This is a genomic window from Micromonospora sp. CPCC 206061 (assembly GCF_036906915.1).
GTDB lineage: Bacteria > Actinomycetota > Actinomycetes > Mycobacteriales > Micromonosporaceae > Phytohabitans.
This window is the reverse complement of the sequence record NZ_JBAKHX010000002.1, coordinates 38121-60137: the sequence shown is the minus strand read 5'-3', so window position 1 is coordinate 60137 and position 22017 is coordinate 38121. Positions and strand designations below refer to the sequence as shown.

At 70.8% G+C, this 22017-nt stretch carries 22 protein-coding genes and 1 riboswitch; of the genes, 4 read left to right on the top strand and 18 right to left on the bottom strand.

The window, feature by feature from the left end; genetic code table 11:
* Positions 1-66: 66 nt before the first annotated feature.
* Positions 67-852, top strand: a complete 786-nt coding sequence (locus V6V89_RS02600) for an ABC transporter permease (protein WP_334617271.1) — start codon at positions 67-69, stop codon at positions 850-852.
* A gap of 70 nt (positions 853-922) precedes the next feature.
* Here V6V89_RS02600 and V6V89_RS02595 read toward each other — a convergent pair whose 3' ends face one another.
* The 3 genes from V6V89_RS02595 to V6V89_RS02585 all read right to left on the bottom strand — a co-directional run bounded on the left by V6V89_RS02595 (position 923) and on the right by V6V89_RS02585 (position 3551).
* Positions 923-1699 carry a methyltransferase domain-containing protein gene (locus V6V89_RS02595; RefSeq protein WP_334617269.1) on the bottom strand — a complete coding sequence of 259 codons (777 nt, stop codon included), beginning with the start codon at positions 1697-1699 and terminating at the stop codon, positions 923-925.
* A 66-nt stretch (positions 1700-1765) separates the two neighbouring features.
* A complete protein-coding gene (locus V6V89_RS02590) occupies positions 1766-2542 on the bottom strand; it encodes an ABC transporter permease (protein ID WP_334617267.1) in 777 nt (258 codons plus the stop codon).
* Between the two features lies 1 nt (position 2543).
* Positions 2544-3551, bottom strand: coding sequence for an ABC transporter substrate-binding protein (locus V6V89_RS02585; protein WP_334617265.1), 1008 nt, complete (start codon positions 3549-3551; stop codon positions 2544-2546).
* Positions 3552-3740: 189 nt separating this feature from the next.
* On the opposite strand from V6V89_RS02585, the gene V6V89_RS02580 reads away from it, so the two are divergent.
* Positions 3741-4562, top strand: coding sequence for an ABC transporter ATP-binding protein (locus tag V6V89_RS02580; protein ID WP_334617263.1), 822 nt, complete (start codon positions 3741-3743; stop codon positions 4560-4562).
* A gap of 11 nt (positions 4563-4573) precedes the next feature.
* On the opposite strand, the gene V6V89_RS02575 is transcribed toward V6V89_RS02580, so the two are convergent.
* Together V6V89_RS02575 and V6V89_RS02570 are read right to left on the bottom strand one after the other, a co-directional pair.
* Positions 4574-5731 (bottom strand): 4-hydroxybenzoate 3-monooxygenase, encoded by a 1158-nt coding sequence (locus tag V6V89_RS02575; protein WP_334617261.1) that lies wholly within the window; start codon positions 5729-5731, stop codon positions 4574-4576.
* A gap of 116 nt (positions 5732-5847) precedes the next feature.
* Complete coding sequence (locus V6V89_RS02570) at positions 5848-7005, bottom strand: 4-hydroxybenzoate 3-monooxygenase (protein ID WP_334617408.1); 1158 nt, start codon at positions 7003-7005, stop codon at positions 5848-5850.
* A gap of 98 nt (positions 7006-7103) precedes the next feature.
* Here V6V89_RS02570 and V6V89_RS02565 point away from each other — a divergent pair, with 98 nt between their 5' ends.
* The gene (locus V6V89_RS02565) at positions 7104-8759 is read left to right on the top strand and encodes a hypothetical protein (RefSeq protein ID WP_334617259.1); all 1656 of its coding nucleotides are present in this window, start codon (positions 7104-7106) and stop codon (positions 8757-8759) included.
* Positions 8760-8761: 2 nt separating this feature from the next.
* Here the strand turns inward: V6V89_RS02565 and thiC are convergent, their stop codons facing one another.
* From thiC to V6V89_RS02515, 10 genes are all read right to left on the bottom strand, one after another.
* Positions 8762-10345 (bottom strand): phosphomethylpyrimidine synthase ThiC, encoded by a 1584-nt coding sequence (gene thiC / locus V6V89_RS02560; protein WP_334617257.1) that lies wholly within the window; start codon positions 10343-10345, stop codon positions 8762-8764.
* Entirely contained in the window at positions 10345-11154 is an 810-nt protein-coding gene (gene thiD, locus V6V89_RS02555; RefSeq protein WP_334617255.1) for a bifunctional hydroxymethylpyrimidine kinase/phosphomethylpyrimidine kinase, read from the bottom strand. The genes thiC and thiD overlap by 1 nt, the downstream gene beginning before the upstream one ends.
* Positions 11151-11762, bottom strand: coding sequence for a thiamine phosphate synthase (locus V6V89_RS02550; RefSeq protein ID WP_442935051.1), 612 nt, complete (start codon positions 11760-11762; stop codon positions 11151-11153). Before V6V89_RS02550 ends, thiD begins: the two co-directional genes overlap by 4 nt.
* Entirely contained in the window at positions 11759-12529 is a 771-nt protein-coding gene (locus V6V89_RS02545; protein ID WP_334617253.1) for a thiazole synthase, read from the bottom strand. The genes V6V89_RS02550 and V6V89_RS02545 overlap by 4 nt, the downstream gene beginning before the upstream one ends.
* A 2-nt stretch (positions 12530-12531) precedes the next feature.
* Positions 12532-12732 carry a sulfur carrier protein ThiS gene (gene thiS, locus V6V89_RS02540; protein WP_334617251.1) on the bottom strand — a complete coding sequence of 67 codons (201 nt, stop codon included), beginning with the start codon at positions 12730-12732 and terminating at the stop codon, positions 12532-12534.
* Complete coding sequence (thiO, locus tag V6V89_RS02535) at positions 12729-13757, bottom strand: glycine oxidase ThiO (RefSeq protein ID WP_334617250.1); 1029 nt, start codon at positions 13755-13757, stop codon at positions 12729-12731. The genes thiS and thiO overlap by 4 nt, the downstream gene beginning before the upstream one ends.
* Entirely contained in the window at positions 13754-14356 is a 603-nt protein-coding gene (locus V6V89_RS02530) for a thiamine phosphate synthase (protein WP_334617249.1), read from the bottom strand. The genes thiO and V6V89_RS02530 overlap by 4 nt, the downstream gene beginning before the upstream one ends.
* Positions 14350-14458: riboswitch (TPP riboswitch) on the bottom strand. It overlaps the preceding gene by 7 nt.
* A 113-nt stretch (positions 14459-14571) precedes the next feature.
* Entirely contained in the window at positions 14572-16176 is a 1605-nt protein-coding gene (locus tag V6V89_RS02525) for a copper resistance protein CopC (RefSeq protein WP_334617248.1), read from the bottom strand.
* A 31-nt stretch (positions 16177-16207) separates the two neighbouring features.
* A complete protein-coding gene (locus tag V6V89_RS02520) occupies positions 16208-17809 on the bottom strand; it encodes an ABC-F family ATP-binding cassette domain-containing protein (RefSeq protein ID WP_334617247.1) in 1602 nt (533 codons plus the stop codon).
* A 31-nt stretch (positions 17810-17840) separates the two neighbouring features.
* Positions 17841-18437 carry a class I SAM-dependent methyltransferase gene (locus V6V89_RS02515; protein WP_334617246.1) on the bottom strand — a complete coding sequence of 199 codons (597 nt, stop codon included), beginning with the start codon at positions 18435-18437 and terminating at the stop codon, positions 17841-17843.
* Between the two features lie 188 nt (positions 18438-18625).
* On the opposite strand from V6V89_RS02515, the gene V6V89_RS02510 reads away from it, so the two are divergent.
* Positions 18626-19522: a hypothetical protein gene (locus V6V89_RS02510; protein WP_334617245.1), complete on the top strand. Its 897-nt coding sequence runs from the start codon at positions 18626-18628 to the stop codon at positions 19520-19522.
* On the opposite strand, the gene truA is transcribed toward V6V89_RS02510, so the two are convergent.
* From truA to V6V89_RS02495, 3 genes are all read right to left on the bottom strand, one after another.
* Positions 19511-20311 carry a tRNA pseudouridine(38-40) synthase TruA gene (truA, locus tag V6V89_RS02505; RefSeq protein WP_334617244.1) on the bottom strand — a complete coding sequence of 267 codons (801 nt, stop codon included), beginning with the start codon at positions 20309-20311 and terminating at the stop codon, positions 19511-19513. The genes V6V89_RS02510 and truA overlap by 12 nt on opposite strands.
* Positions 20312-20378: 67 nt before the next feature.
* Positions 20379-20951, bottom strand: a complete 573-nt coding sequence (gene rplQ / locus V6V89_RS02500) for a 50S ribosomal protein L17 (protein ID WP_334617243.1) — start codon at positions 20949-20951, stop codon at positions 20379-20381.
* 31 nt (positions 20952-20982) lie between these two features.
* Entirely contained in the window at positions 20983-22005 is a 1023-nt protein-coding gene (locus V6V89_RS02495) for a DNA-directed RNA polymerase subunit alpha (RefSeq protein WP_334617242.1), read from the bottom strand.
* Positions 22006-22017: the final 12 nt, after the last annotated feature.

The following is a 22017-nucleotide window of genomic DNA, read 5'->3' as shown; positions in this document are numbered from 1 at the left end:
CCGGTGCCGGGTGCGCTCTACCTAGGCACCCGGCACCGCTACCAAGCCCCAGACAGAGAGTCGACCATGAAAGAGAAGACCCAGCGCACCTGGGGGTCGCGCGCGTCCGCACCGGTGCTGCCGCTGATCGGCGTGACGGTCTTCGTCGCCGTGTGGTGGCTGTCGAAGATTCTCTTCGATATCAAAAGCGTCATCCTGCCGGCGCCACCCGAAATCATCGAATCGTTCCTCGATCAGCCCGGCTACCTGCTGGAGCAGGCGTGGGCCACATTCACCACCATCATGATCGGCTACGGCACCGCGTGCGTGGGCGCGATCACGGTCGCCATGATCCTGTCCGCGTCCCGCACCATCGAGCGGGCCACGATGCCGCTGCTCGTCGCGCTGAACTCGATACCGAAGGTGGCCCTCGCGCCGTTGCTCGTGGTGTGGCTGGGCTTCGGCCGGGGCCCGAAGATCGCACTGGTCATCGTCATCTGCTTCCTGCCCATCGTGGTGGCCTCCATGGCCGGCCTGACCTCCACCCCATCCGACCTGGGCGAGCTGAGCCGTGCGCTGTCCTCGTCCTGGTGGCAGGCGTACGTCAAGATCCGCCTGCCGTGGGCCCTGCCGCAGATCTTCGTCGGGCTCAAGGTCGCCATCACCTTGGCCGTCATCGGCGCGGTCGTGGCGGAGATCCAGAATCCCGACCGCGGCCTGGGCTCGGTCATCGCACTGTCTGGCGCGAGTCTCGATACCGCACTCGCGTTCGCGTCGATCGTGCTGCTGGCGACCATCAGCGTCAGCCTGTACTACCTCACCGTGCTGGCGGAGCGTCTGCTCCTGCCGTGGGCCCGCGAAATCGCCGGCTGACAGCCCCACACGCGATCAGGGCGCCCCTCCGGTCGTTGGAACGACGGGAAGGACGCCCTGATCGTGAAGGTCAGGCGGGCCGGTAACCGATCGTGGAGTAGGCGAAGTGGCCGCGCACCACCAGCCGTGGGTCGGCGACCGCCTGGCACAGCGCGTTCAGCCGCTCCTCGCTCCAACCGGCGTTCAAGAAGTCCGCCCAGAGCTGACGGGTGTTCACCTCGATCAACATCGCGCCGGCCGTGCCACCCCGCCACGCGCGGGCGTGGATCTCAGTGTCCACATCGACCAGACCGGCCGCGCGCATGGCGGCACCCACCTCGGTCGCCCAGCCGGGATCGTTGCCGCGGCTCGGGAGGATGGTCTGGATCATCGTGCGCTGGTAGTCGTTCACCAGGTCTGCTGTCTCGGCGTCCGGCGCATCCAGGACCAGCTTGCCAAACGAGGTGTCCCAGTCCTCGATCACCAGCGCTCCGCCCGGCGTCAGCGCGGCCGCGAGCCTCGACAGGATCTCGCGCCGCTCCGGGATGTGCAGCAGCACCATCCGGGCGTGGATCAGGTGCCACGGCGGGTCGGGCACCGGATCGGTGACCAGGTCGTGCCGCAGCACGTCGTATCCGGCATCCCCCGGCACGTGCCGGGGGTTGATATCGGTGGCGAGCACCTGCCCGGCCCGCTCGGCCAGCCACCGCGCCACGCTCCCGCCGCCCGCACCCACCTCCAGGCACCGCCGCCCGGCCAGGCTGCCCACTGTGGCCAGTCGGGCGAAGGTGAACTCGTCACACACCGTGGAGAGGTAATTGTGCCGATCGCCAGCCTCGGCGTCGTCATTGTCGAATGAGTAAGTCACGCTCGGGCTTCCCACTCGGAAGATCCTACTCATTCCCGCCGATGTGTTCAAAGCATGCTTTGTGGGTCATGCGGTGGTCTCCGGTACCCAGGGCACCAGCAGCCGCTCGACCGCGACGAGCGCATAAAACAGCACCATGCTCATCAGCGCGAGCAGCACGATCGCGGCGAAGCTGAGTGCGGTGTCCGCGCCAGCGGTCTGGATCACGAACCCAAGCCCGGCCGTGGACCCGAACAGCTCACCCACGAGCGCGCCGATGACGGCGAGCGGCATCGCCACCTTCAGTCCGATGAAAACCTGCGGCAGCGCCGCCGGAAAGCGAATCTTCGCGAACGCCTGCCAGCGGGACGCGGACAGCGCCCGCGCCAGCTCCACCAGCTCGGCCGGCGTGCGGGTGAGGCCGGTCGCGGTGGCCAGCACGATCGGGAAGAAGCACATCAGGATCACCATCACGACCTTGGGTCCGCGCCCGTACCCCATCCAGACGATGAGCAGCGTCGCAAAGGCCAGCTTCGGCACCGCGTTGAGCGCGACCAGGGTAGGCATGAACGCCCGCTCGACCGGTCGGGAACCGGCCAGCACGGTACCCACCAGCACACCAGCCACGATCGTGATCGCGAAGCCCAGCAACGTCTCCACCAGCGTGACCCAGGCGTTCTCGAGCAGATACCCCGGCATCCGGCCGAACGTAGCGGCCACCTCGGGCGGGGTGGGCGCCACGTACGACTCGATGCCGAACGCGATGATGACAAGCCACCACAGGCCCACCGTGGCGACCGCGCCGCCCACCGGCAGGCCAATCGCCGCGACGGCCGACCACCGGCCGCCCCGGGTGTCCGGCATGTCAGCCCTTCGGTGCCAGGTCGAACGAGACGACGTCGGCCGGCTCGACCACCTTCGGCATCGCACCGGCACTGTGGACCAGCTCGACGTTGCGGGTCATCCGCGCCTCGTCGAGCACGCCGAGCGCCGTGCCGCCGGTCGCGTAGGGCACCATGAGCCGCACCTCGGCGGCGGCCACAGCGGGCGGTTGGATCTTCTGGTACTTGGCGTAGATCCGGCCCGCCTCAGCCGGGTCGGCGATCACGTCTGCGAGCCCCTTGAGCACCGCGTCGTTGAACCGCCGGACCCGGTCGGGCCGGTCCGTGGCGGCCGCGCGGCCGACCGCGATGCCGTTGCCGTACAGGTCAGGCAGATGGTCGCTGAGCGGCAACACGACGGCCTTCTGCCCCTTCGCGGCGGCCTCGATCGCTGGCGCGCCCACCACGAGCTGGGTGGCAGCGTCGATGGTGCCCGCGGCCAGGTTCTGCGGCATCTGTTGCGCCGGCATGTTGACCCACTCGATCGCGCCGGCGTCGAGACCGGCTCGTCCGGCGTACGCGTCGAAGAGCGCCTTGACGACGCCGCCCGGCAGGTAGCCGATCTTCTTGCCGGCCAGGTCGCGGGGTTGCGCGATGCCCTTACCCGCGATCGCCGCGATGCACGAGAGGTTGCGCTGGTGTAGCGCGCTCACGACGGTGAAGTCTGTAAAGGTGCCGCGGCCGTACTCGATGAGCGCCGCGGTGATGTCCACGACCGCGAAGTCGGCCTGTCCACTCTGGAGGAGCTGGAGGTTCTGGTTGGTGCCGTTGCCCGGCCGTACCTCGACGTCGAAGCCTGCGGCCGCGAAGTAGCCCTTCTCGATCGCCATGTACACGTATGCCTCGCGGCCCTGCACGCCAGCTCCGGTCAGGTACGTGACCTTCTCCGCCGCTGGCCTACCGGTGTCGGCGTCGTCGGTGTCGCCGCAGCCGGCGGTGGCCAGCGCCAGGGCCGCCGCGACGGCGGCACCGGCCACGCCCAGTCGTCCCACCAAACACCTCCAGCGCGGTAACGTTGGCACGATAGCGGGCGAATCATCATGATCGGAACGGGACAGGTGCCCGAGGCGTCATGTGGCAGAAATCGACCATTGGATGATCCACTACGGCGCGATACCCTCCACAAGCCCGGCCAGCTAACCTGACATCCGACGACGCGGCCCAGAATTGGGAGAAGCACGATGATTCGACTGTCCGGCGTGTCGCACACCTTCCGGGGTCGCTCGGGCACCGTAGAAGCGCTGCGAAACATCAACATAGCCGTCCGCGAGGGCGAGTTCGTGGCGGTGATTGGGCGGTCCGGTTGTGGAAAGTCCACATTGCTCAGGTTGATCGCCGGGCTCATCACGCCGACCGGTGGTGAGGTCGCCGTCGCCGATTCCCTCGTCACGAAGCCGCGGCGCGACATCTCGATGATGTTCCAGCGCCCGGCCCTGCTGCCCTGGCGGTCGGTGCTCGACAACGTGCTGCTGCCAGCGGAGATCTTCGGCTGGCGCGAGGCCAGCCAGCGCGAGCGGGCGATGCGCCTGCTCGACATCGTCGGGCTGACCGACTTCCACAAGCGACAGCCGCACGAGCTCTCCGGCGGGATGCAGCAGCGGGTGGCGCTCTGCCGGGCGCTCATGCAGCAGCCCAAGGTCATGCTGATGGACGAGCCGTTCTCCGCTCTCGACGCGCTCACCCGCCAGGAACTCTCCGCCGAGTTGCAGCGCATCCATATGGAGCTGGGCGCGACGACGGTATTCGTCACGCACTCGATCGACGAGGCGGTGCTGCTCGCCGACCGTGTCGTGGTGCTCAGCGCGCGCCCGGGTCGCCTGCGCCGGGTCGTCGAGGTCAACATCCCCCGTCCGCGCTCGCTCGGCCACAACGCCCACCTCGAAGAGGTCGCGCAGGTCAGCGCCGAGCTGCACGAGTTGCTGCTCACCCCGGACGGGCCGCCGGCAGCGCCGGTGGCGCACCACCAGGACCGCCCGCGCGGGGTGAAGACGCCCACCTCGTAGTCGCGGCAGGGTCAGTCCACGCCAGCTCGCAGCACCGCGAAGGCGGTGGCCGCCGCCGCGGACTCGAAGAGCCGCGCCAGCCGCGCGCGGGCCAGCTCGCGACGGAACGGCCCGTGCCGGGAAGCGTCTCCGGCGTCGTGCACCATCTCCATCATCCACCGCGAGAAGTCCTGATAGTCCCAGGTCCGTCGCAGGCAGGTGGTCGAATAGGTGCGCAGCGCCGAACAGTCACCATCCCGTACTGCCGCGCGCAGCACCATGGCCAGCGTCTCCGCGTCGGAGAGCGCCAGGTTCATACCCTTCCCGCCCATCGGCGTGATGACATGCGCCGCATCGCCGACGAGAAACAGCCTCCCGTACGACATCGGGTCGACCACGTAGCTACGCATCTCCACCATGGACGTCGCGGTGACCGACCCGACGGGGAGATCGTCGTCGCCCAGCCGGAGCCGCAGTTGCTTCCAGATGCGGTCGTCGGGCCAGGCTGCCGGCGTTTCACCGGGTGTGCACTCCAGGTAGTACCGGCTGGCGTGCGGCCCGCGGGGAAAGTGCGCCGCGAACCCGTGTTCACTGACCGCCAGCAACGGGCGCCGCGGCGCGGGCGTGTCGGCGAGCACGGTGACCCACCCGACGCCGTGGTCGTACGCGTAGGTGGTCAGTGCGCCCTCGGGCACGCTGCGCCGGCTCAGCCCTCGGAAGCCGTCACAGCCGGCCACGTAGTCGCACGCTAACTCGCGGCCCATGCCGGCCGCATCGTGGTACCTGACCACCGGCCTGTCCTCGTCGAGGCCGTGCAGAGCCACGCCTTCCGCTTCGGTCCGCAGGTCGCCGCCGCCGGTCTCGAACGCCATGATCAGCCGTTGCACGAGCACCTGTTGCGGCATCAGCCGGCTGTGCCGCCCGCCGGCCAGCGCCGGCACATCCAGATGCCGCGGCACGCCGTCTATCCGGAACTCCAGCAGGCCATCGACCGGTACGCCCGCCAGCACCTGGTCGCCCAGCCCCCACTCCTCCAGCATCCGGACCGCCCGGTGCTCAAGGACGCCCGCTCGCTGCCTGTGCTCTATATAGGACCTGCGGCGCCGCTCCAGCACCACACAGTCCACTCCGGACCGCTGTAGCAGGTTCGCAAGCGTCAGGCCAGCCGGCCCCGCACCTATAATCGCCACCGTCGTTGTGTCCACATCAGACTCTATCCATATGGACGAGGCGCCGATCAATTGGACGAAAAGGCATATACATTGATCATGGCAATTGCGTTACTCGGGGATACTCGGCGCGCGAATCAGTCCGTACCGGCCATCATCGTGGCAAAGGCGGTTGCCGCCGTGGGTGACGTGAACAGACGGTCCAGCCGAGCCCGGGCCAGCTTTCGCCGGAACGGGCCCGTCACGCTGTCGTCGCCGGCGTCGTGCAGCATCTCCTGCATCCAGCGGGAGAACTCCTGGTAGTCCCAGGTGCGCCGCAGGCACGTCGCGGAGTACGCCCGCAGTTCTTCGCCGTCGTCGTCCTTCAACGCCGCCACCAGCGCTCTCGCCAGCACCTCGGCGTCGGCCAGGGCCAGGTTCATGCCCTTGCCGCCCATCGGCGTGATGATGTGGGCGGCGTCGCCCACGAGATACAGCCGGCCGTACGACATCGGGTCGACGACGAAGCTGCGCATGTCGACCAGGGCCTTCTCGGTGACGGGTCCGGCGGGCAGGTCGGGGTCACCGAGCCGCGCCCGCAGCTGCTCCCACACCCGGTCGTCCGGCCAGTTCGTCAATGGGTCGCCCGGCGGGCGCTGGAGGTAGTACCGGCTGGCGCGCGGTCCGCGCGGGAACTGTGCCGCGAACCCGTGCCCGCTCACCGCGAACAGCGGGTACCGGGGTGCGGGCGCGTCCGCCAGCACGGTGATCCAGCCGATGCCGTGGTCGTACGTGTACGTGGTGAGCGCCTCCTCCGGCACGCTGCGTCGCGTCACCCCGTGGTGCCCGTCGCAGCCGGCCACGTAGTCGCACTCGATCCGCTGCTCCTCGCCGGCCGCGTCCCGGTACGTGACCTGCGGGCGGTCGCCGTCGATGCCGTGCAGTGCCACGTCGCTCGCGTCGGTGCGCATGTCGCCGCCGCCATCCACGTACGCCTCGAGCAGCCGCTGGACGACGAACTGCTGCGGCAGCAGCCGGCTGTGACGCCCGCCCGCGAGGCTCGGCACGTCCAGGTGGCGCGGGGCCCCGTCGACCCGGATCTCGATACGGGTGTCGGGTGGCGCGCCGGAGAGGACCTGCTCCGCGAGGCCCCACTCCTCGAAGATCCGCGCCGAGCGGTAGTCCAGGATGCCAGCCCGCTGGCGGCGCTCCACATAGGATCGGCTCTGCTTCTCCAGAACCACGCAATTCACACCTGATCGCCGCAAAAGGTTTGCCAGCGTCAAACCGGCCGGGCCGGCACCGACGATGACCACCGACGTATCCAGGCCCACACCGGACTTTAACCCGTCTCTCTCGGTAACGGCATCGATGCGTGTTGGCGGACAGGGCCCGCTCGACGTAACGTGCCGGCATGGCACTTCGGACCTGGGGCAGGGTGCTGGTCACCGCGCTCGCCGTCGGGCTGCTGGCCAGCACGAGTCAACTCGGCGTCGCGTTCGGTCTCGGGATCGTGCGGCTCGACCGCACATTCACCGCCGCTGAGGAAAACCAGTGGATGGCGCAGCTCGCCTGGGTCACGTGGTTCCCCATCGTGGCCGCCGTCGTGGGCGCCGTCGCCGGCAACAGGCGCGCCGTCCGGCACGGGTACCACGGCGGGACGGGTTCGCGGATCCTGTACTCGATCGCCGCGAGCGTCGGCGCGGCGGCCGCCGTGCCGCTGGCGATGCTGCCGGCGCGCGGGGCCGACGTGCCCACCGGCGACCCCGTACTGATCATCGGCCTCTCCGCCGGCCTCGGCACGATCGCCGGCCTGTTCGCGGCCATCGCGGTGCTCAGCCAGGACGCCCTCTTCTGGAACGTCGTCGTGGTGACCTCCGGCGCCTGGCTCCTCGGGCTGATCTCCATGGGGCAGTCGCTGGGCGACCCCCAGCCGGCGGTGCGGCTCGGCGTCTACGACCCGACCACTCTATCGACCGGCACGGCCCAGCGCCTCGGGGTCATCACCATGCCGCTGCTGGCGCTGGCCGCTGGCGCAATCACGGCCGGCCTCGGCCGCTGGCTCGGCCGGCCGTCCCGGACGCTCGCCGCCGCCGGCGTGGTGGGCCCGGCGATGCTGTCGCTCGCGTACCTGGTCGCGGGGCCGGGCACCGACACCGACAAATACCAGGCCGCGCCGTACTGGGGCGCCCTGGTCGCTGTCGCCGCCGGCGCGCTCGGCTCGATGCTCGCGACCACCATCCGCCGGCCGGTCCCAGCCGACCCCGCTCCGACTCCCGACGCCGGTCCAGACCACGCCACCCCCGACTCCGCCCCGGACCGCCCGTCGACGGACCGCTCCGGCGGCGACCCCGCCGGATCCGACCGCGGCGCACAGGACCGCGCGCGGCCGGACCAGAGCACCCACGATCGCCCAGCGTCCGGCGCCCCGGATCCAGCGGCCCGTGGTGGCGCGCCCGACACCCGGGCTCGCGACTTCGGAGCGCTCGACCAAGGCGGCGACGAGCGCGGTGTCGCCACGCCGGACTCGCCCGACCAGCCCACGGACAAGGCCCCACTACGGAAGCGGGGCCGGCGCGGTTCCCGCGCCGAGGCATTCGCGGCCCCCGGCCCGCCCGCCGCCAACCCGCCCTACACGGGCCAGGAGTCCGGCGCCGCCCAGGGCGCCGACCGGCAACCTTCCGGGCCGCCGCTTGCGCCCGAGTGGGCGGCAGGTGTGGCAGCCCCGCTCGCGGGCTGGCAGCAGGGCGGCCCGGCCCGCAACCCCACCGCGTCCGAGGCGGCGGCTGCCTTTTCCGCCGGCCGCCAGGCCGCGGGCGGCAAGATGCCGGGGCCGGAGTTCACGCCAGCCCCGGCAGAGCCTGACCAAGCCACCCAGAAGCGCCCGCGACGCGGCCTGTTCGGCCGCCGCAAGTCCGCGCCGCCGGTGGAGGTGCCCGCCCAGCCGGCGGACGAGCCACGCACCGACACGCCCGCACCGGCCAGCGACGCCGCGCCGGCGCCCATCCCACGCCGCGACGAGGAGTACGTCGACTGGGTCAGTGGCCTTGCCGACCGCGACCCCACCTAGCCTTACGCCAGCGGGAGATATACGCGGGAGCCGGACTCCACGAATTCGTCAGACTTGGTTTGCATGCCCCTCTCGGCGTACTCCTTGAGCTCCTGGGTGATCTTCATGGAGCAGAACTTCGGGCCGCACATCGAGCAGAAGTGCGCGGTCTTCGCGGGCTCCGCCGGCAGCGTCGCGTCGTGGTACGCCCGCGCGGTCTCCGGGTCGAGCGCCAGGTTGAACTGATCCTGCCACCGGAACTCGAACCGCGCCTTCGACAGCGCGTCGTCCCACGCCTGCGCGCCCGGGTGCCCCTTCGCCAGGTCCGCGGCGTGTGCGGCGATCTTGTACGCGATAACGCCGGCCTTGACGTCGTCACGGTCCGGCAGGCCCAGGTGCTCCTTCGGCGTGACGTAGCAGAGCATCGCCGTCCCGAACATGCCGATGATCGCCGCGCCGATAGCGGACGTGATGTGGTCGTACGCGGGCGCGATGTCCGTGGTCAGTGGGCCGAGCGTGTAGAACGGCGCCTCGTGACACCACTCCTGCTGGAGGTCCACGTTCTCCTTGATCTTGTGCATCGGCACGTGACCGGGGCCCTCGATCATCACCTGGACGTCGTGCTCCCACGCCACCTTCGTCAGCTCACCAAGGGTGCGCAGCTCCGCCAGTTGAGCCTCGTCGTTGGCGTCCGCGATCGACCCCGGCCGCAGCCCATCACCCAGCGAGAACGTCACGTCGTACTTCGCGAGCAGTGCGCAAAGCTCAGCGAAGTTCGTGTAGAGGAAGTTCTCCTCGTGGTGGGCCAGGCACCACGCCGCCATGATGGACCCGCCGCGCGAAACGATGCCGGTGACCCGGTCGACGGCCAGCGGCACGTACCGCAACAGCACCCCGGCGTGCACCGTCATGTAGTCGACGCCTTGCTCACACTGTTCGATGATGGTGTCCCGGTACACGTCCCAGGACAGCTTCACCGGGTCGCCGCCCACCTTCTCCAGCGCCTGGTAGATCGGCACGGTGCCGATGGGCACGGCGGAGTTCCGGATGATCGCCTCGCGGGTCTCGTGGATGCGCTTGCCGGTGGACAGGTCCATCACGGTGTCGGCGCCCCACTTGGTGGCCCAGGTCAGCTTCTCGACCTCCTCCGCGATCGACGAGCTGACCGCGGACGTGCCGATGTTGGCGTTGACCTTCACCAGGAAGCGCTTGCCGATGATCATCGGCTCGCTCTCGGGGTGGTTGACGTTGACGGGCAGCACGGCACGGCCGGCGGCGATCTCATCGCGCACGAGTGAGGGTGACACGCCTTCCCGGATCGCCACGAACTCCATCTCCGGCGTGATCACACCGGCCCGCGCATAGGCCAACTGCGTCGGGCGGGTACCCGCCAATGGCGTACCCGCACCCCGCGCCGGCGCCACATCACCCCGGGAAGCGATCCAGGGTCCGCGGAGCGCCGGCAGCCCCACCGAAGGGTCGGAGCCGGGTCCCGAGGTGTCGTACAGCCGGACCGGCGGGTTGTCACCCGTCAGATCCACCTCCGCGAACGGCACCTGGATGTCCGGCCGGCTACCGGATACGTACACCTTGCGACGACTTGCCATCATGCCTCCAAGCCACAGCGATCATTTTCAAAACCAAAGTGGTCGAGCGGACCCGTACCGCTGCCCAACTTCCACTCCCGGGCGTCTGCGAGCGCCCGGGCGACGTACTGCTTCGCGAACGTCACGGCCTGCGGCACCGCGTCGCCGAGCGCGAGCCGCGCGGCGATCGCGGCGGAGAACGTGCAGCCGGTGCCGTGAGTGTTGCGGGTCGCGATGCGGGGGTACCGCAGGAAGCGCACGCCCGCGTCCGTCCACATCGCGTCGACCGCCTCGTCGCCGCTGGCCAGGTCACCGCCGGTCACCACCACGAACTTCGGCCCGCCCGAGGCGAGCTGCCCGGCCGCGCCGGCCATGTCGGCGGGCGTGGCGACCGGCCAGCCGACCAGCGCGGACGCCTCTTCGCAGTTGGGGGTCGCCACCAGCGCGTACGGCAGCAGCCGCTCGATGGCGCTCACCACGCCCAGCCGGCGCCCGCTCGACGACTCCAGCACCGGGTCGACGACCAGGTTGGGCAGGAGCCCGGCGCGCGCCTTCGCCGTTACCGCGGCTGCCACCTCCCCGCTCGCGAGCATCCCGGTCTTGGTCGCCAGCGGCGGCAGGTCATCGAGGACAGCGGTGAGCTGGGCACCCACCACGTTCCCGGGTAGCGGGTACACGTCGTGCACCCCGCGGGTGTTCTGCGCGGTCACCGCCGTGACCACGCACGTGCCATACACCCGCAGCGCGGCGAAGACCTTCAGGTCGGCCTGGATGCCCGCCCCGGCGCCCGAGTCGGAACCGGCGACCGTGAGGGCGATCGGTGGTGTCATGACCTCACCCCACCCCGGGCGGCGAAAGGTCCGACGGACTTCGTCGCACTCACCAGGCCCCGGACCACGTGTGCGGGGTCGTCCGCCCGCATGACCGTGCCCATGACCGCCACACCCGCCGCACCTGCGGCGATGCAGTCCCGCGCGGTCTGCGGCGTCACCCCGCCGAGCGCGAGCACCGGCACCGGGCTGCGCGCGACCAGACGCGCAAGGCCGCCGATGCCCAGCGGCGGGCCGTACCCGGGCTTCGATGCCGTCGGGAAGACCGGCGACACCATCGCGTAGTGCTCGGTGGTCAGCCGCTCCAACTCCGCCGCGTCGTGGCAGGAGCGGCCCACCAGCGCCAGCTCGGGCGGCGGGTACGGGCCGCCGGACGTCAGGTGCACGGCATCGCCGCCGAGCGGGTCCGGGCCCGCGACGACGAGCCGGCCTCCGATCGGCGCGAGCACAGACCGCAGCGCCGCCGCCAGCGCCGCACGCTCCTCACGCGGCAGATCTTTTTCCCTGAGTACGACGTACCGCGCACCGCCTTCCACTGCCGACTCGACAAGGGGCACCAGCGGCCGCGTCGCCTGCCGCCGATCTGTCAGGACGACAACGCCCCTCACAGGTCCGGCCGCCCTTCGTCGGGCGTGGACGCCAATGCGTGGAAGCGTCTCGGGATGCGGCCGGCGCCCGCCGCCAGCCAGCCCGCCTCGACCGCGTGCCGCATCGCCGCCGCCATGCGCCCCGGGTCGGCCGCGCGGGTGACCGCGCTGGCGAGCAGTACGCCGTCGCAGCCCAGCTCCATCGCCAGCGCGGCGTCGGAAGCCGTGCCGATCCCGGCGTCGAGGATCACCGGCACCTCGACGCTCTGCCTGATCAGCGTGATGTGGTGCGGGTTGGTGATGCCGAGCCCGGATCCGATCGGCGCGCCCGCCGGCATGACCGCGGCGCAGCCGACATCGGCCAGCCGGCGCGCCAGGATCGGGTCGTCCGTGGTGTACGGCAGCACGGTGAACCCATCCGAGACCAGCTCTTCGGCGGCGCGGATCAGCTCGACACCGTCTGGCAGGAGCGTCCGCTCGTCACCGATCACCTCGAGCTTGACCCAGGACGTCTCGAACGCGTCGCGCGCCAGGTGCGCCACCTTGACCGCCTCGGTGGCGGTGTAACAGCCGGCGGTGTTCGGCAGCAGCCGTACCCCGCAGCGGCCGAGCAGGTCGAGGAGGCCGCCGCCCATCGTGGCCGCCGTGTCGATCCGGCGCAGGGCCACCGTCACCAGTTCTGTCCCGCTCGCTGTGATCGCCTCTTCCAGCGCGGCGAGCGATGACGCCCCGCCGGTGCCGAGGATCAGGCGCGATCCGAACGACTCACCCGCGATCGTCAACGACATGGTCAACCTCCCTGGGCGGCGGTCAGGACCTCGATCTGGTCGCCGTCGCGCAGCACCGCGCCGGGCCAGCCGGTACGCGGTACCACCTCGCCGTTGACGGCGACGGCGACACCCCTCGTACGGTCGGTGGCGACGGCGACCGCCTCGGCCACGGTCGCCCCGTCGGGCAGGACGTGTGCGGTGCCGTTGAGCACAACGTTCATGTGAACCTCGCTGGGGTGAACGGCGCCAACATCGGGTCGGGCACGCCCTTTTCGACCAGGTCGGCGATCAGGTCAGCGGTGATCGGGGTCAGGACGATCCCGTGGCGGTGGTGACCGGTGGCCACCACGACGCCGGGCCGGCCGTCGAGCGGTCCGAGGATCGGCGCGTTGTCCGGGGTACCCGGCCGGTGCCCGGCGAGCGCCTCCACCAGGTGGTACTCGGCGATGTCCGGCACCAGGTCGGCCGCGGCGCGCAGCAGGTCGAGCACCGCACCAGCGGTCACCGCCGAGTCCGTGCGCTCCTCGACGGTCGCACCGACCACGACCTCCCCTTCGGCACGCGGCACGAGATAGACGTGGCGGCTGTCCGCGTACCCCCTGATCACGTGCCGGAAGCCCGGCGGACCGTGATCGGGCGCGCGGAGCCGGAGGATCTGGCCCTTGACCGCCCGGACCGGCACCCCAGCGAGCGCCGCGGACCCGCACCCTGCGGCGATGACCGTGACCCGAGCGAGCCCACGCTCGGCGGCGATGGTCACGCCCGCCGCGATAGCGGCGCGGCGTAGGGCGGGCACCAGCTTGCGCGGGTCGACCTGGTGATCGCCGGCGGCGAAGGCGCCGCCGCGGACCCGCGGCGAGAGGCGTGGCTCGCGATCCCGCAGCTCGCTGGGGCGCAGCCGGTCGATGGGCAGGCCGAGCCCCGCCTGGTATGCGCGCAGGCGCTCCGCCTCGGCCAGGTCGTCGCCGGTCAGCGCGACTACCAGGGTGCCGTCGTCGCGATACCCCACGTCGCCCAGCTCGGCGGCGAACGCGGGCCACCGTTTCGCCGACTCCACGAGCAGCCCGGTGAGCGCCTCTTCACCGAAGTACGCCTCGGCGACCGGCGAAAGCATCCCGGCGGCGGCGTGCGCGGCACCCGGCTGGCCGTCGTCGACGACCCGCACGGTCAGGCCGCGCTGCGTACACCGCCACGCGATGGCGAGGCCGATCGGGCCTGCGCCCACGACCTCCACATCGGGTGTCACGAGAGGGCTTTCAGCAGCTCGATCGTTGCGGCGGTGGGGTCGGGTGCGCGGCCGATCGCGCCGATCACCGCGACGCCGTACGCGCCGCTTTCGCGGAGTTCGGGTACCCGGGCGGCGGTGACTCCGGCGATCGCTATGACGGGTACGTCGACGGCGGCGGCCACGGCGGCGACTCCTGCCGGACCGATCGGCGGCGGCAGCCCGTCCTTTGTGGACGTCGCATACGCGGGCCCGACGCCCAGATACGTGGCCCCAGCGGCGACCGCCTGCCTCGCCGCGTCAGGATCGCGGGCCGTCGCGCCGAGCACGGCGCCCGGCCCGAGCACCCGGCGGGCCGCGTCGACCGGCAGGTCGAGCGCGCCCACGTGCCCGCCACCGGCCCCGACCGCGAGCCCGACATGCAACCGGTCATTGACCAGGCATAACGCTCCGGCACCGGCACACAGCTCGACGGCCTTTGCGGCCAGCTCGTACGCGGCCCGGTCGTCGACGTCGTCTTCGACCCGCACCTGTACGGCCAGCTCGGGCCCCGCGGCGTCGATGGCCGCCCGCGCGACCGCGAGCGAATCGGTGATGAGGTGGAGCCGAGGGAACGGCATGCGGCACTCCTCCCTGCGCCGGCATTACCCGGATCAGGTTCGACGGTCGGGGGCTGCATGCCCCCCTCTCAGCCCGGTGCACCGGGCTCCCGTGGGTCACTCCTGCCCTCACAGTAAGGGCCGCGTCACGCCCCCGTAAAGGGGATCTGCGCCACTCGATTCAGCGGACGATCGCGGGCACCGGGCCGAAGTGCTCCCGCCAGGACCGCGACAGGTCAGGGGACGGGGACTGTGGTCTTTACCGTGGCCTGGTCGATGTCGGATACGCGGATGGTCAAGGTGAGCTGCCATTCGCCGGGGAACGGAAACGTCACCGCACCGATCCCCTGGTTACCGCGGATCGTCGCGATCGGGTTGTCGAACGGTTCGACGCCCTTCTCGGGCAGGGCCGTGCTGACCTTCCACTCCGCCACGTCGACCGGCTTTCCCTCGGGCGTGTAGACGAACGCGTGCAGTGTGTTGTTCTCGCCGACCTGCACCGGAAAGATCTCGAACTGCACGGAGAAGACCTGGCTGCTCAGCGTCGTCGAGAAGCCGCGCGCCTCAGCCACCGCCGCCGCCTCCACGTTCGCCGAGCGGCCGGGCGTGGTCTGCACCAGGAGTGAGCTGGCCGCCAGCACGATCGCGGTCATGCCGAGCTCGGCGCCGACCAGCCGGCGCAGCCGTCCCGGCGCACCGCGCCGCAGCACGAGCCGGCGGGAGAAGTAGGCGACGCCGAGGATCACGCCGAGGAGGCCGACCTTGAGCAGTACGAGCCGGCCATAGTCGGTGTCGGTGAGCGCACCGAGCCCACCCAGCTCGATCAGGGCCTGTACGGCGCCGCCGCCGACGAGCCAGAGGATCGCGACCGCGGCCCACCGCGACCACACGGGCAGGATGACGTGCAGCTCGCGCGGGTCGGCGCGGCGCAGTAGGAAGCCGACGAGCACCACCAGGCCGCCGAGCCAGACAGACATCGCGGCGAGGTGCAGGACGTCGGCGAGCGCGGAGACGGGCGGGATTGGCGAGGCGGCCGGGTGGCCGGCGAGCGGCCAGGTCAGCAGGGCGCCGGCGCCGAGCGCGCCGAGAAGAAGACCACGACGTCGCCCGGGACGGGCACGGACCAGCAGCCACACCGCCGCGATCACCGCCAAGCGGACCACCAGAGCCAGCCCGACCGTGCTTGCCAGCACCTGGCGCAGCTCGACTCCGGACACCTCGAACGGGCCGGCGCCGGACAGGTACGGCACCTGGAGCCACAGCGACGCCAGCGTCGTCACCGCCAGCGTCGCCAGTCCGATCCGGACCAGCCGGAGCGGGCCTCGCGTGGACAGCCGGCGTGGCCACAGCACGGCCAGCATGAGGATCGGGCCGACCACCAACGTCAGGCCTACGTACCCGAGGTATTTCGCGACGCCGAGCAGCACCGTCACGGCCTTGTCGTCGCCGGGCGCTTCGGGCGCCGACTGCGAGGGCGCCCCCACGGAGAACATGAAGCCGCCGGCCAGCGGGTGCCCGTCCGCCGAGATCACCCGATAGCTCACCAGATACGTGCCGAGCGGCCGGTCCGCCTTGCGGATGGCGATCGTGAGGGTGCCGTTGGACGCCACCGGGTCGCCCTCGTTGATCCGCTTGCCGTTGGGGGCGATCACCTGGGTCTTGCCGGGGATGATGCCGACCGGTTCGTTGAAGGTGAGCCGCACCTCGGTGGGCGAGGAGCCGATCACCGCGCCCTGGGTGGGAGTGGTCGTGACCAGCGCGGCGTGGGCGTTGGCCGGGGTCGCGGGCATGACGAGGGCGAGAAACACCCCTACGAGCAGGGCCCGCACCCAGCGACGCATACCTGTAGTTCGGATGCGCGTCCGGAAAGGTTCAATCCCAGGCGGGCTCGGCGCTCTCCTTGACCTCGCCGTCGTTCTGAAACACCACGTACCGGTCGAAGGAGCGACAGAACCACCGGTCGTGCGTGACCGCGATGACGGTGCCCTCGAACGCCTTCAGCCCCTCCTCCAGCGCCTCGGCGGACGCCAGGTCGAGGTTGTCGGTCGGCTCGTCGAGCAGCAGCAGCGTCGCGCCGGAGAGCTCCAGCAGGAGCACCAGGAAGCGCGCCTGCTGCCCGCCCGACAGCGTGCCGAACTTCTGGTCGCCCTGTCCCGCCAGGTCATACCGGTTGAGCGACTTCATCGCGCCGTGCCGATCCATGCCGGCGCGGTGGTCGTCGCCGCGCCACAGCACCTCCACGAGCGTCTTGTCGAGCAGCTCAGGATGATCGTGCGTTTGCGAGAAGTGGCCGGGACGGACTCTCGCACCGAGCCGGGCCACCCCGGAGTGGACCACAGAGGACGGTGCTTCGATGAGCCGGAGGAAGTGCGACTTTCCGGTGCCGTTCGCGCCGAGGACCGCCACCCGGTCGCCGTACCAGATCTCCAGGTCGAAGGGGTAGGTGAGGCCGTCGAGCTCGAGCTGCTCGCACATCACGGCCCGCTTACCGGTACGCCCACCGCGCAGTTTCATGCGGATGTCCTGCTCGCGGGGCGGCAACGGCGGCGGCCCGGCCTCCTCGAACTTGCGGAGCCGGGTCTGCGCCGCCTGGTACCGCGACGCCATGCCGTCGTTGTAGGCGGCCTTCTGCTTGTACATCAGCATGAGTTCGCGCAGCTTCTGGTGCTCCTCGTCCCAGCGGCGGCGCGACTGCTCCAGCCGCTCGTGCCGGGCGACCCGGGCCTCATGCCACGACGCGAACCCTCCCGGGTGCACCCACGCGCTGCCGCCCTCGACGGTGACCACCCGGTCGGCGGTCTGGGCGAGCAGCTCGCGGTCGTGCGAGACGTACAGCACGGATTTCGCCGACTCGCGCAGCCGCTCCTCCAGCCAGCGCTTGCCGGGCACGTCGAGGAAGTTGTCGGGCTCGTCGAGCAGCAGTACCTCGTCGGGGCCGCGGAGCAGCAGTTCGAGCGCGAACCGCTTCTGCTGGCCGCCGGACAGCGTGCGTACCGGCCGGTCACGGGTGGCGTCCCACGGTTTCGCGAGCACGAGGGTGGACACGGTGTCGAAGAGGATCTCCGCGTCGTATCCGCCGGCTTCACCCCAGGCGGCCAGCGCGTTGGCATATCCGATCTGGACGCGCTCGGAATCGGGGCTCTGGTGCAGCGCCGCCTCGGCGGCGGTGAGCCGCCCGCCCACCTCTCGCAGCCGCGGCGGCGCAAGCGACATGGCCAGCTGCTGGAGCGTGGTCTGGTCGCCGATCATGCCGATGAACTGCCGCATCACGCCCAGCCCGCCGGCCCGCGCGATGCCGCCGACGGGCACGGGCAGGTCGCCAGCCACCATCCGCAGCAGCGTCGTCTTACCGGCGCCATTGGGTCCGATCAGGGCCACCTTCGCGCCCTCGCCGACGCGGAACGACACGTCGGCGAACAGCTGCCTGCCGTCCGGCAGCGCATGCCCGACATTCGCGACGTCCACGTACCCCACGGGGGCATCCTGCCCGACGCGGCGCCCGCGGTCATCCGACTTTCAGTACGCGGTAGCCCTTCTGGCTGGCCTGCCGGGCGACCGGCCAGCCACGTTCGGTGATCCACTTCTGGAGGGAGTCGCCGCCGAGGTGCCGGGCCACCACCAGCCAGGCGATGCCGCCGGGCGCGAGCCGGGGCAGCCACCGGTCGAGCATGGCGTGCAGCTCGGTCTTGCCGACCCGGATGGGTGGGTTGCTCCAGATCTGCGCGAACCGCACCTCGTCCGGTACCTCGTCGGGCGCCGCGACCCGGATGCGGCCGGCGGCGCCGGTGCGCGCGGCGTTCTCCGCGGCGAGTTCGCGGGCGCGAGCGTTGACGTCGACCGCGTACACCGTGGCGCGGGGGGCGACCGTCGCGAGAACCGACGCGATCGGGCCGTAGCCACATCCCAGGTCGAGGAAGGGACCGGCGGCGTCGGCCCCGGGCAGGTCGGCCTTGCGCAGCAGTACCGCGGTACCCGGGTCGAGCCGGTCGGCGGAGAACACGCCCCCGGTGGTCACCAGCGAGAACTCGCGTCCGGCGATCGTGAACGCGATGTCGCGGCGCTGTGTGCTGGCCTCCGGCTCGGCGCTGAAGTAGTGGCTCACGGTTGCTCACATTCTCTCTTCGGCGTACAGCGGATTCTGCTGGGAGCCGTGGCCACCTCCGACGGCGCCCGACCTGAATTCCGGTTTCGCATTCTCACACGTGAGCCGCCTTCAGTATTTGTCCGTCTTTTAGGGTTCTGTTGTAAAAGAAGTTATCTAGGGTATTTAGTCCAGTTACCCTGAGTTCCATGGTGTTCGGGTCCAGCGCTGGTCCCGGCGGGTGGCCACCCCCGCCGCGGCACGCCCGCACCCTGTCCCGAACGCGCGCGCGGGGCCGGCACGGCAGCGCCATCGTTGCTCGCGGCCGGCGTCCACGACAGTGCTCGACGCCCACGCCGCCCCCCGACTGGAAACCGCGCCGGCGCGCCCGCCGACCGCCCCGCCAGGTGTGGCAGGCCGTCATCAGCTGCCTCGGCGTGGTCGCCCTGCTGTCGGTGTGCGGCCTGAGCTCGTTCTTCATCGTGGCCGACGAGCGTCAAGGCCACGACGCGATCGCCTCCGACGCGGCACCACCCACGGCGGTGCCGCGCGACATCGGCTCGCGGGACGCCGACCCGGAGCCGCTCTCCGCCGCCGAGGTCTTTCCCAGCGAGGAACTGGCCATCGACCCCACCCAGCCGCCGTACCGGGTACTGCGCACCAGCGCCAGCAAGGACTGCCGCGGCGCCGCGGCAGGGCGCGTCGCCCGATTGCTGCACGAACTCGGCTGTACCCAGGTGGTACGCGGCACGCTGCGCTCGTCGGACGACCGGTACCTGGTCACGGCGGGCGTCTTCAACCTCTCCGATGTCGAAGGCGCGGAGTGGGCGCGGGAGACGATCAAGCCGATGGTCGAAGCCGGGCAGGGACGCTTCAACGGCCTGCTCGCCGGTCGCGGCACCGAGGCCATCGCGCTCTCCTCGGCACAGGTCGGCTGGCACGTACGCGGGCACTACCTGGTGTACTGCGTGATCGCTCGCGCCGACCGCAAGCCGATCGCGGACGGCGACCAGCGCGTCGGGCCGATCCTCACGGACATGCTGGAGACCCACCTACGCGGCACCGTGATCGAGAGGCGCGCCACCGCACCCCTGTCAGGCTCGTAGCCGCCGTGTCAGGTCGGCGCGCTCGGCGTACTCCGTCGCCGTGTCCGGGTATCCGACCTCGACCAGGGTCAGGCCGTGTGCGGGTACGACCATGACCTCGTTGGCGCGCTCCCGGCGGTCGAGCAGCCCGGCAGGCCAGTCCACCGGCCGGCGCCCGTCGCCCACAGCCAGCAGCCCGCCCATCAGGCTGCGCACCATCGCCTGGCAGAACGCGTCGGCCTGCACGGTCGCGACCAGTACGCCGTCCGGCTCACGCCGCCAGTCGAGCCGGCTGATCGCCCGGATCGTCGTGGCGTGTTCCTTGCGTTTGCAGTACGCCGCGAAGTCATGCTCACCCAGCAGGCCGGCGGCCGCCCTGTCGAGCGCGTCCAGGTCGAGCGGGCGCGGCCAGGCGAGCGTGTCGTGCCGGCGCAGCGGGTCGGCGCCGTACGGGGCGTCGGTGACCCGGTACTCGTACCGGCGAAACGTCGCCGAGAACCGGGCGTCGAACTCCGGCGGCACCTCGGTCACGGCCCGCGCTCGGACGTCGGGGGGCAGCAGCGCGGCCAGCCGGCGTACCAGACCCAGCTCCAGCGCGTGCGATGGCAGGTCGACGTGGCACACCTGGCCGGTGGCGTGCACGCCCGCGTCAGTGCGCCCGGCGACGGTCAGGCCGATCACCTGCTCCGGGCCGACGAGCACGCCCAGCGCCTCGGCGAGCACACCGGCGACAGTGCGGCGCCCCGGCTGCGCCGCCCAGCCGGAAAAGTCCGTGCCGTCGTACGCGACGTCCAGCCGTACCCGAGTCACTCGCCCTCCCTCACAAGCAAGGCGCCCCTCGTCACGAGGACGAGGGGCGCCTTGATGTCGGACCGTCTTACGCGCCCTCGGCCTTGGTGCCAGGGCCGTCGGCGTCCTTGTCACCGGACGCCGACACCGGCGGCTCGGCGTCCTGGTCGTCGGCGTCGGCCTCGACGGACGTCGGCTTCGGCTCATCCTCGTCGGGAGCGAGCGCCTCGACCTTGTCCTGCTGCGCGGCCTTCTTGGCGGCCTTCTTCGCGGCAGTCTTCTTGGCCGGCGGCGCGGCGACGACCAGCTCCTCGACCAGCTCGATGATCGCCATCGGCGCGGCGTCACCCTTGCGCGGACCGGTCTTCACGATCCGGGTGTAGCCGCCGTTGCGGTTGGCGTACCGCGGCGCGATCTGGTCGAACAGCTCGTAGACCACGTCCTTGTCCTTGACCACGGTCAGGACCCGGCGCCGGGCGTGCAGGTCACCGCGCTTGGCCTTGGTGATGAGCTGCTCGGCGAGCGGGCGGAGCCGCTTGGCCTTGGTCTCGGTGGTAGTGATCTTGCCGTGCCGGAACAGCGAGGTGGCCAGGTTGGCCAGCATCAGCCGCTCGTGCGCGGGGCTGCCGCCGAGGCGGGGGCCCTTGGTGGGCGTGGGCATCGTTGGTGCTCCTCGTTATTTCAGGGACCCGCTAGAGCTGCTCGGTCTCGCGGTAGTCGTCGGAGTCGTAGTCCACCTCGCCGAAGGAGTCCACGACGTGCGCCGGGTCGAAGTTGGGAGCCGAGTCCTTCAGACCCAGACCCATCCCGGCGAGCTTCATCTTGACCTCGTCGATGGACTTCTGACCGAAGTTCCTTATATCGAGGAGGTCGGCCTCGGTGCGCCCGATGAGCTCACCGACAGTGTTGATGCCCTCGCGCTTGAGGCAGTTGTATGACCGGACGGTGAGGTCCAGCTCCTCGATCGGCAGCGCCAGGTCGGCAGCGAGCTGCGCGTCCTGCGGCGACGGGCCGATGTCGATGCCCTCGGCGGTCTCGTCGAGCTCGCGGGCCAGGCCGAAGAGCTCGACCAGGGTAGAGCCGGCCGAGGCCAGGGCGGTACGCGGGCCGATCGACGCCTTGGTCTCGACATCGATGATCAGCCGGTCGAAGTCGGTGCGCTGCTCCACACGGGTCGCCTCGACGCGGTAGGTCACCTTGAGCACCGGCGAGTAGATCGAGTCGACCGGGATGCGGCCGATCTCGGCGCCGGCCTGCTTGTTCTGGGCGGCGGTGACGTAGCCGCGGCCCCGCTCGACGGTCAGCTCCATGTCGAGCCGGCCCTTGCCGTTGAGGGTCGCGAGCTTGAGGTCGGCGTTTTGCACGGACACGCCGGCCGGGGGCTGGATGTCACCGGCGGTCACGTCGCCCGGGCCCTGCTTGCGCAGGTACATGCTGACCGGCTCGTCGTGCTCGGAGCTGACGCACAGCTCCTTGACGTTCATGACCAGCTCGACGACGTCTTCCTTGACCCCGGGGATCGTGGTGAACTCGTGCAGCACACCATCGATCTTGATGCTGGTGACAGCCGCGCCGGGGATTGAGCTGAGCAGGGTACGCCGGAGCGAGTTGCCAAGCGTGTAACCGAAACCCGGCTCGAGCGGCTCGATGGTGAACCGCGAACGGGTCTCGCTGATCGACTCCTCGGAGAGGCTCGGCCGTTGGGTGATGAGCACTGTGTTTTCTCT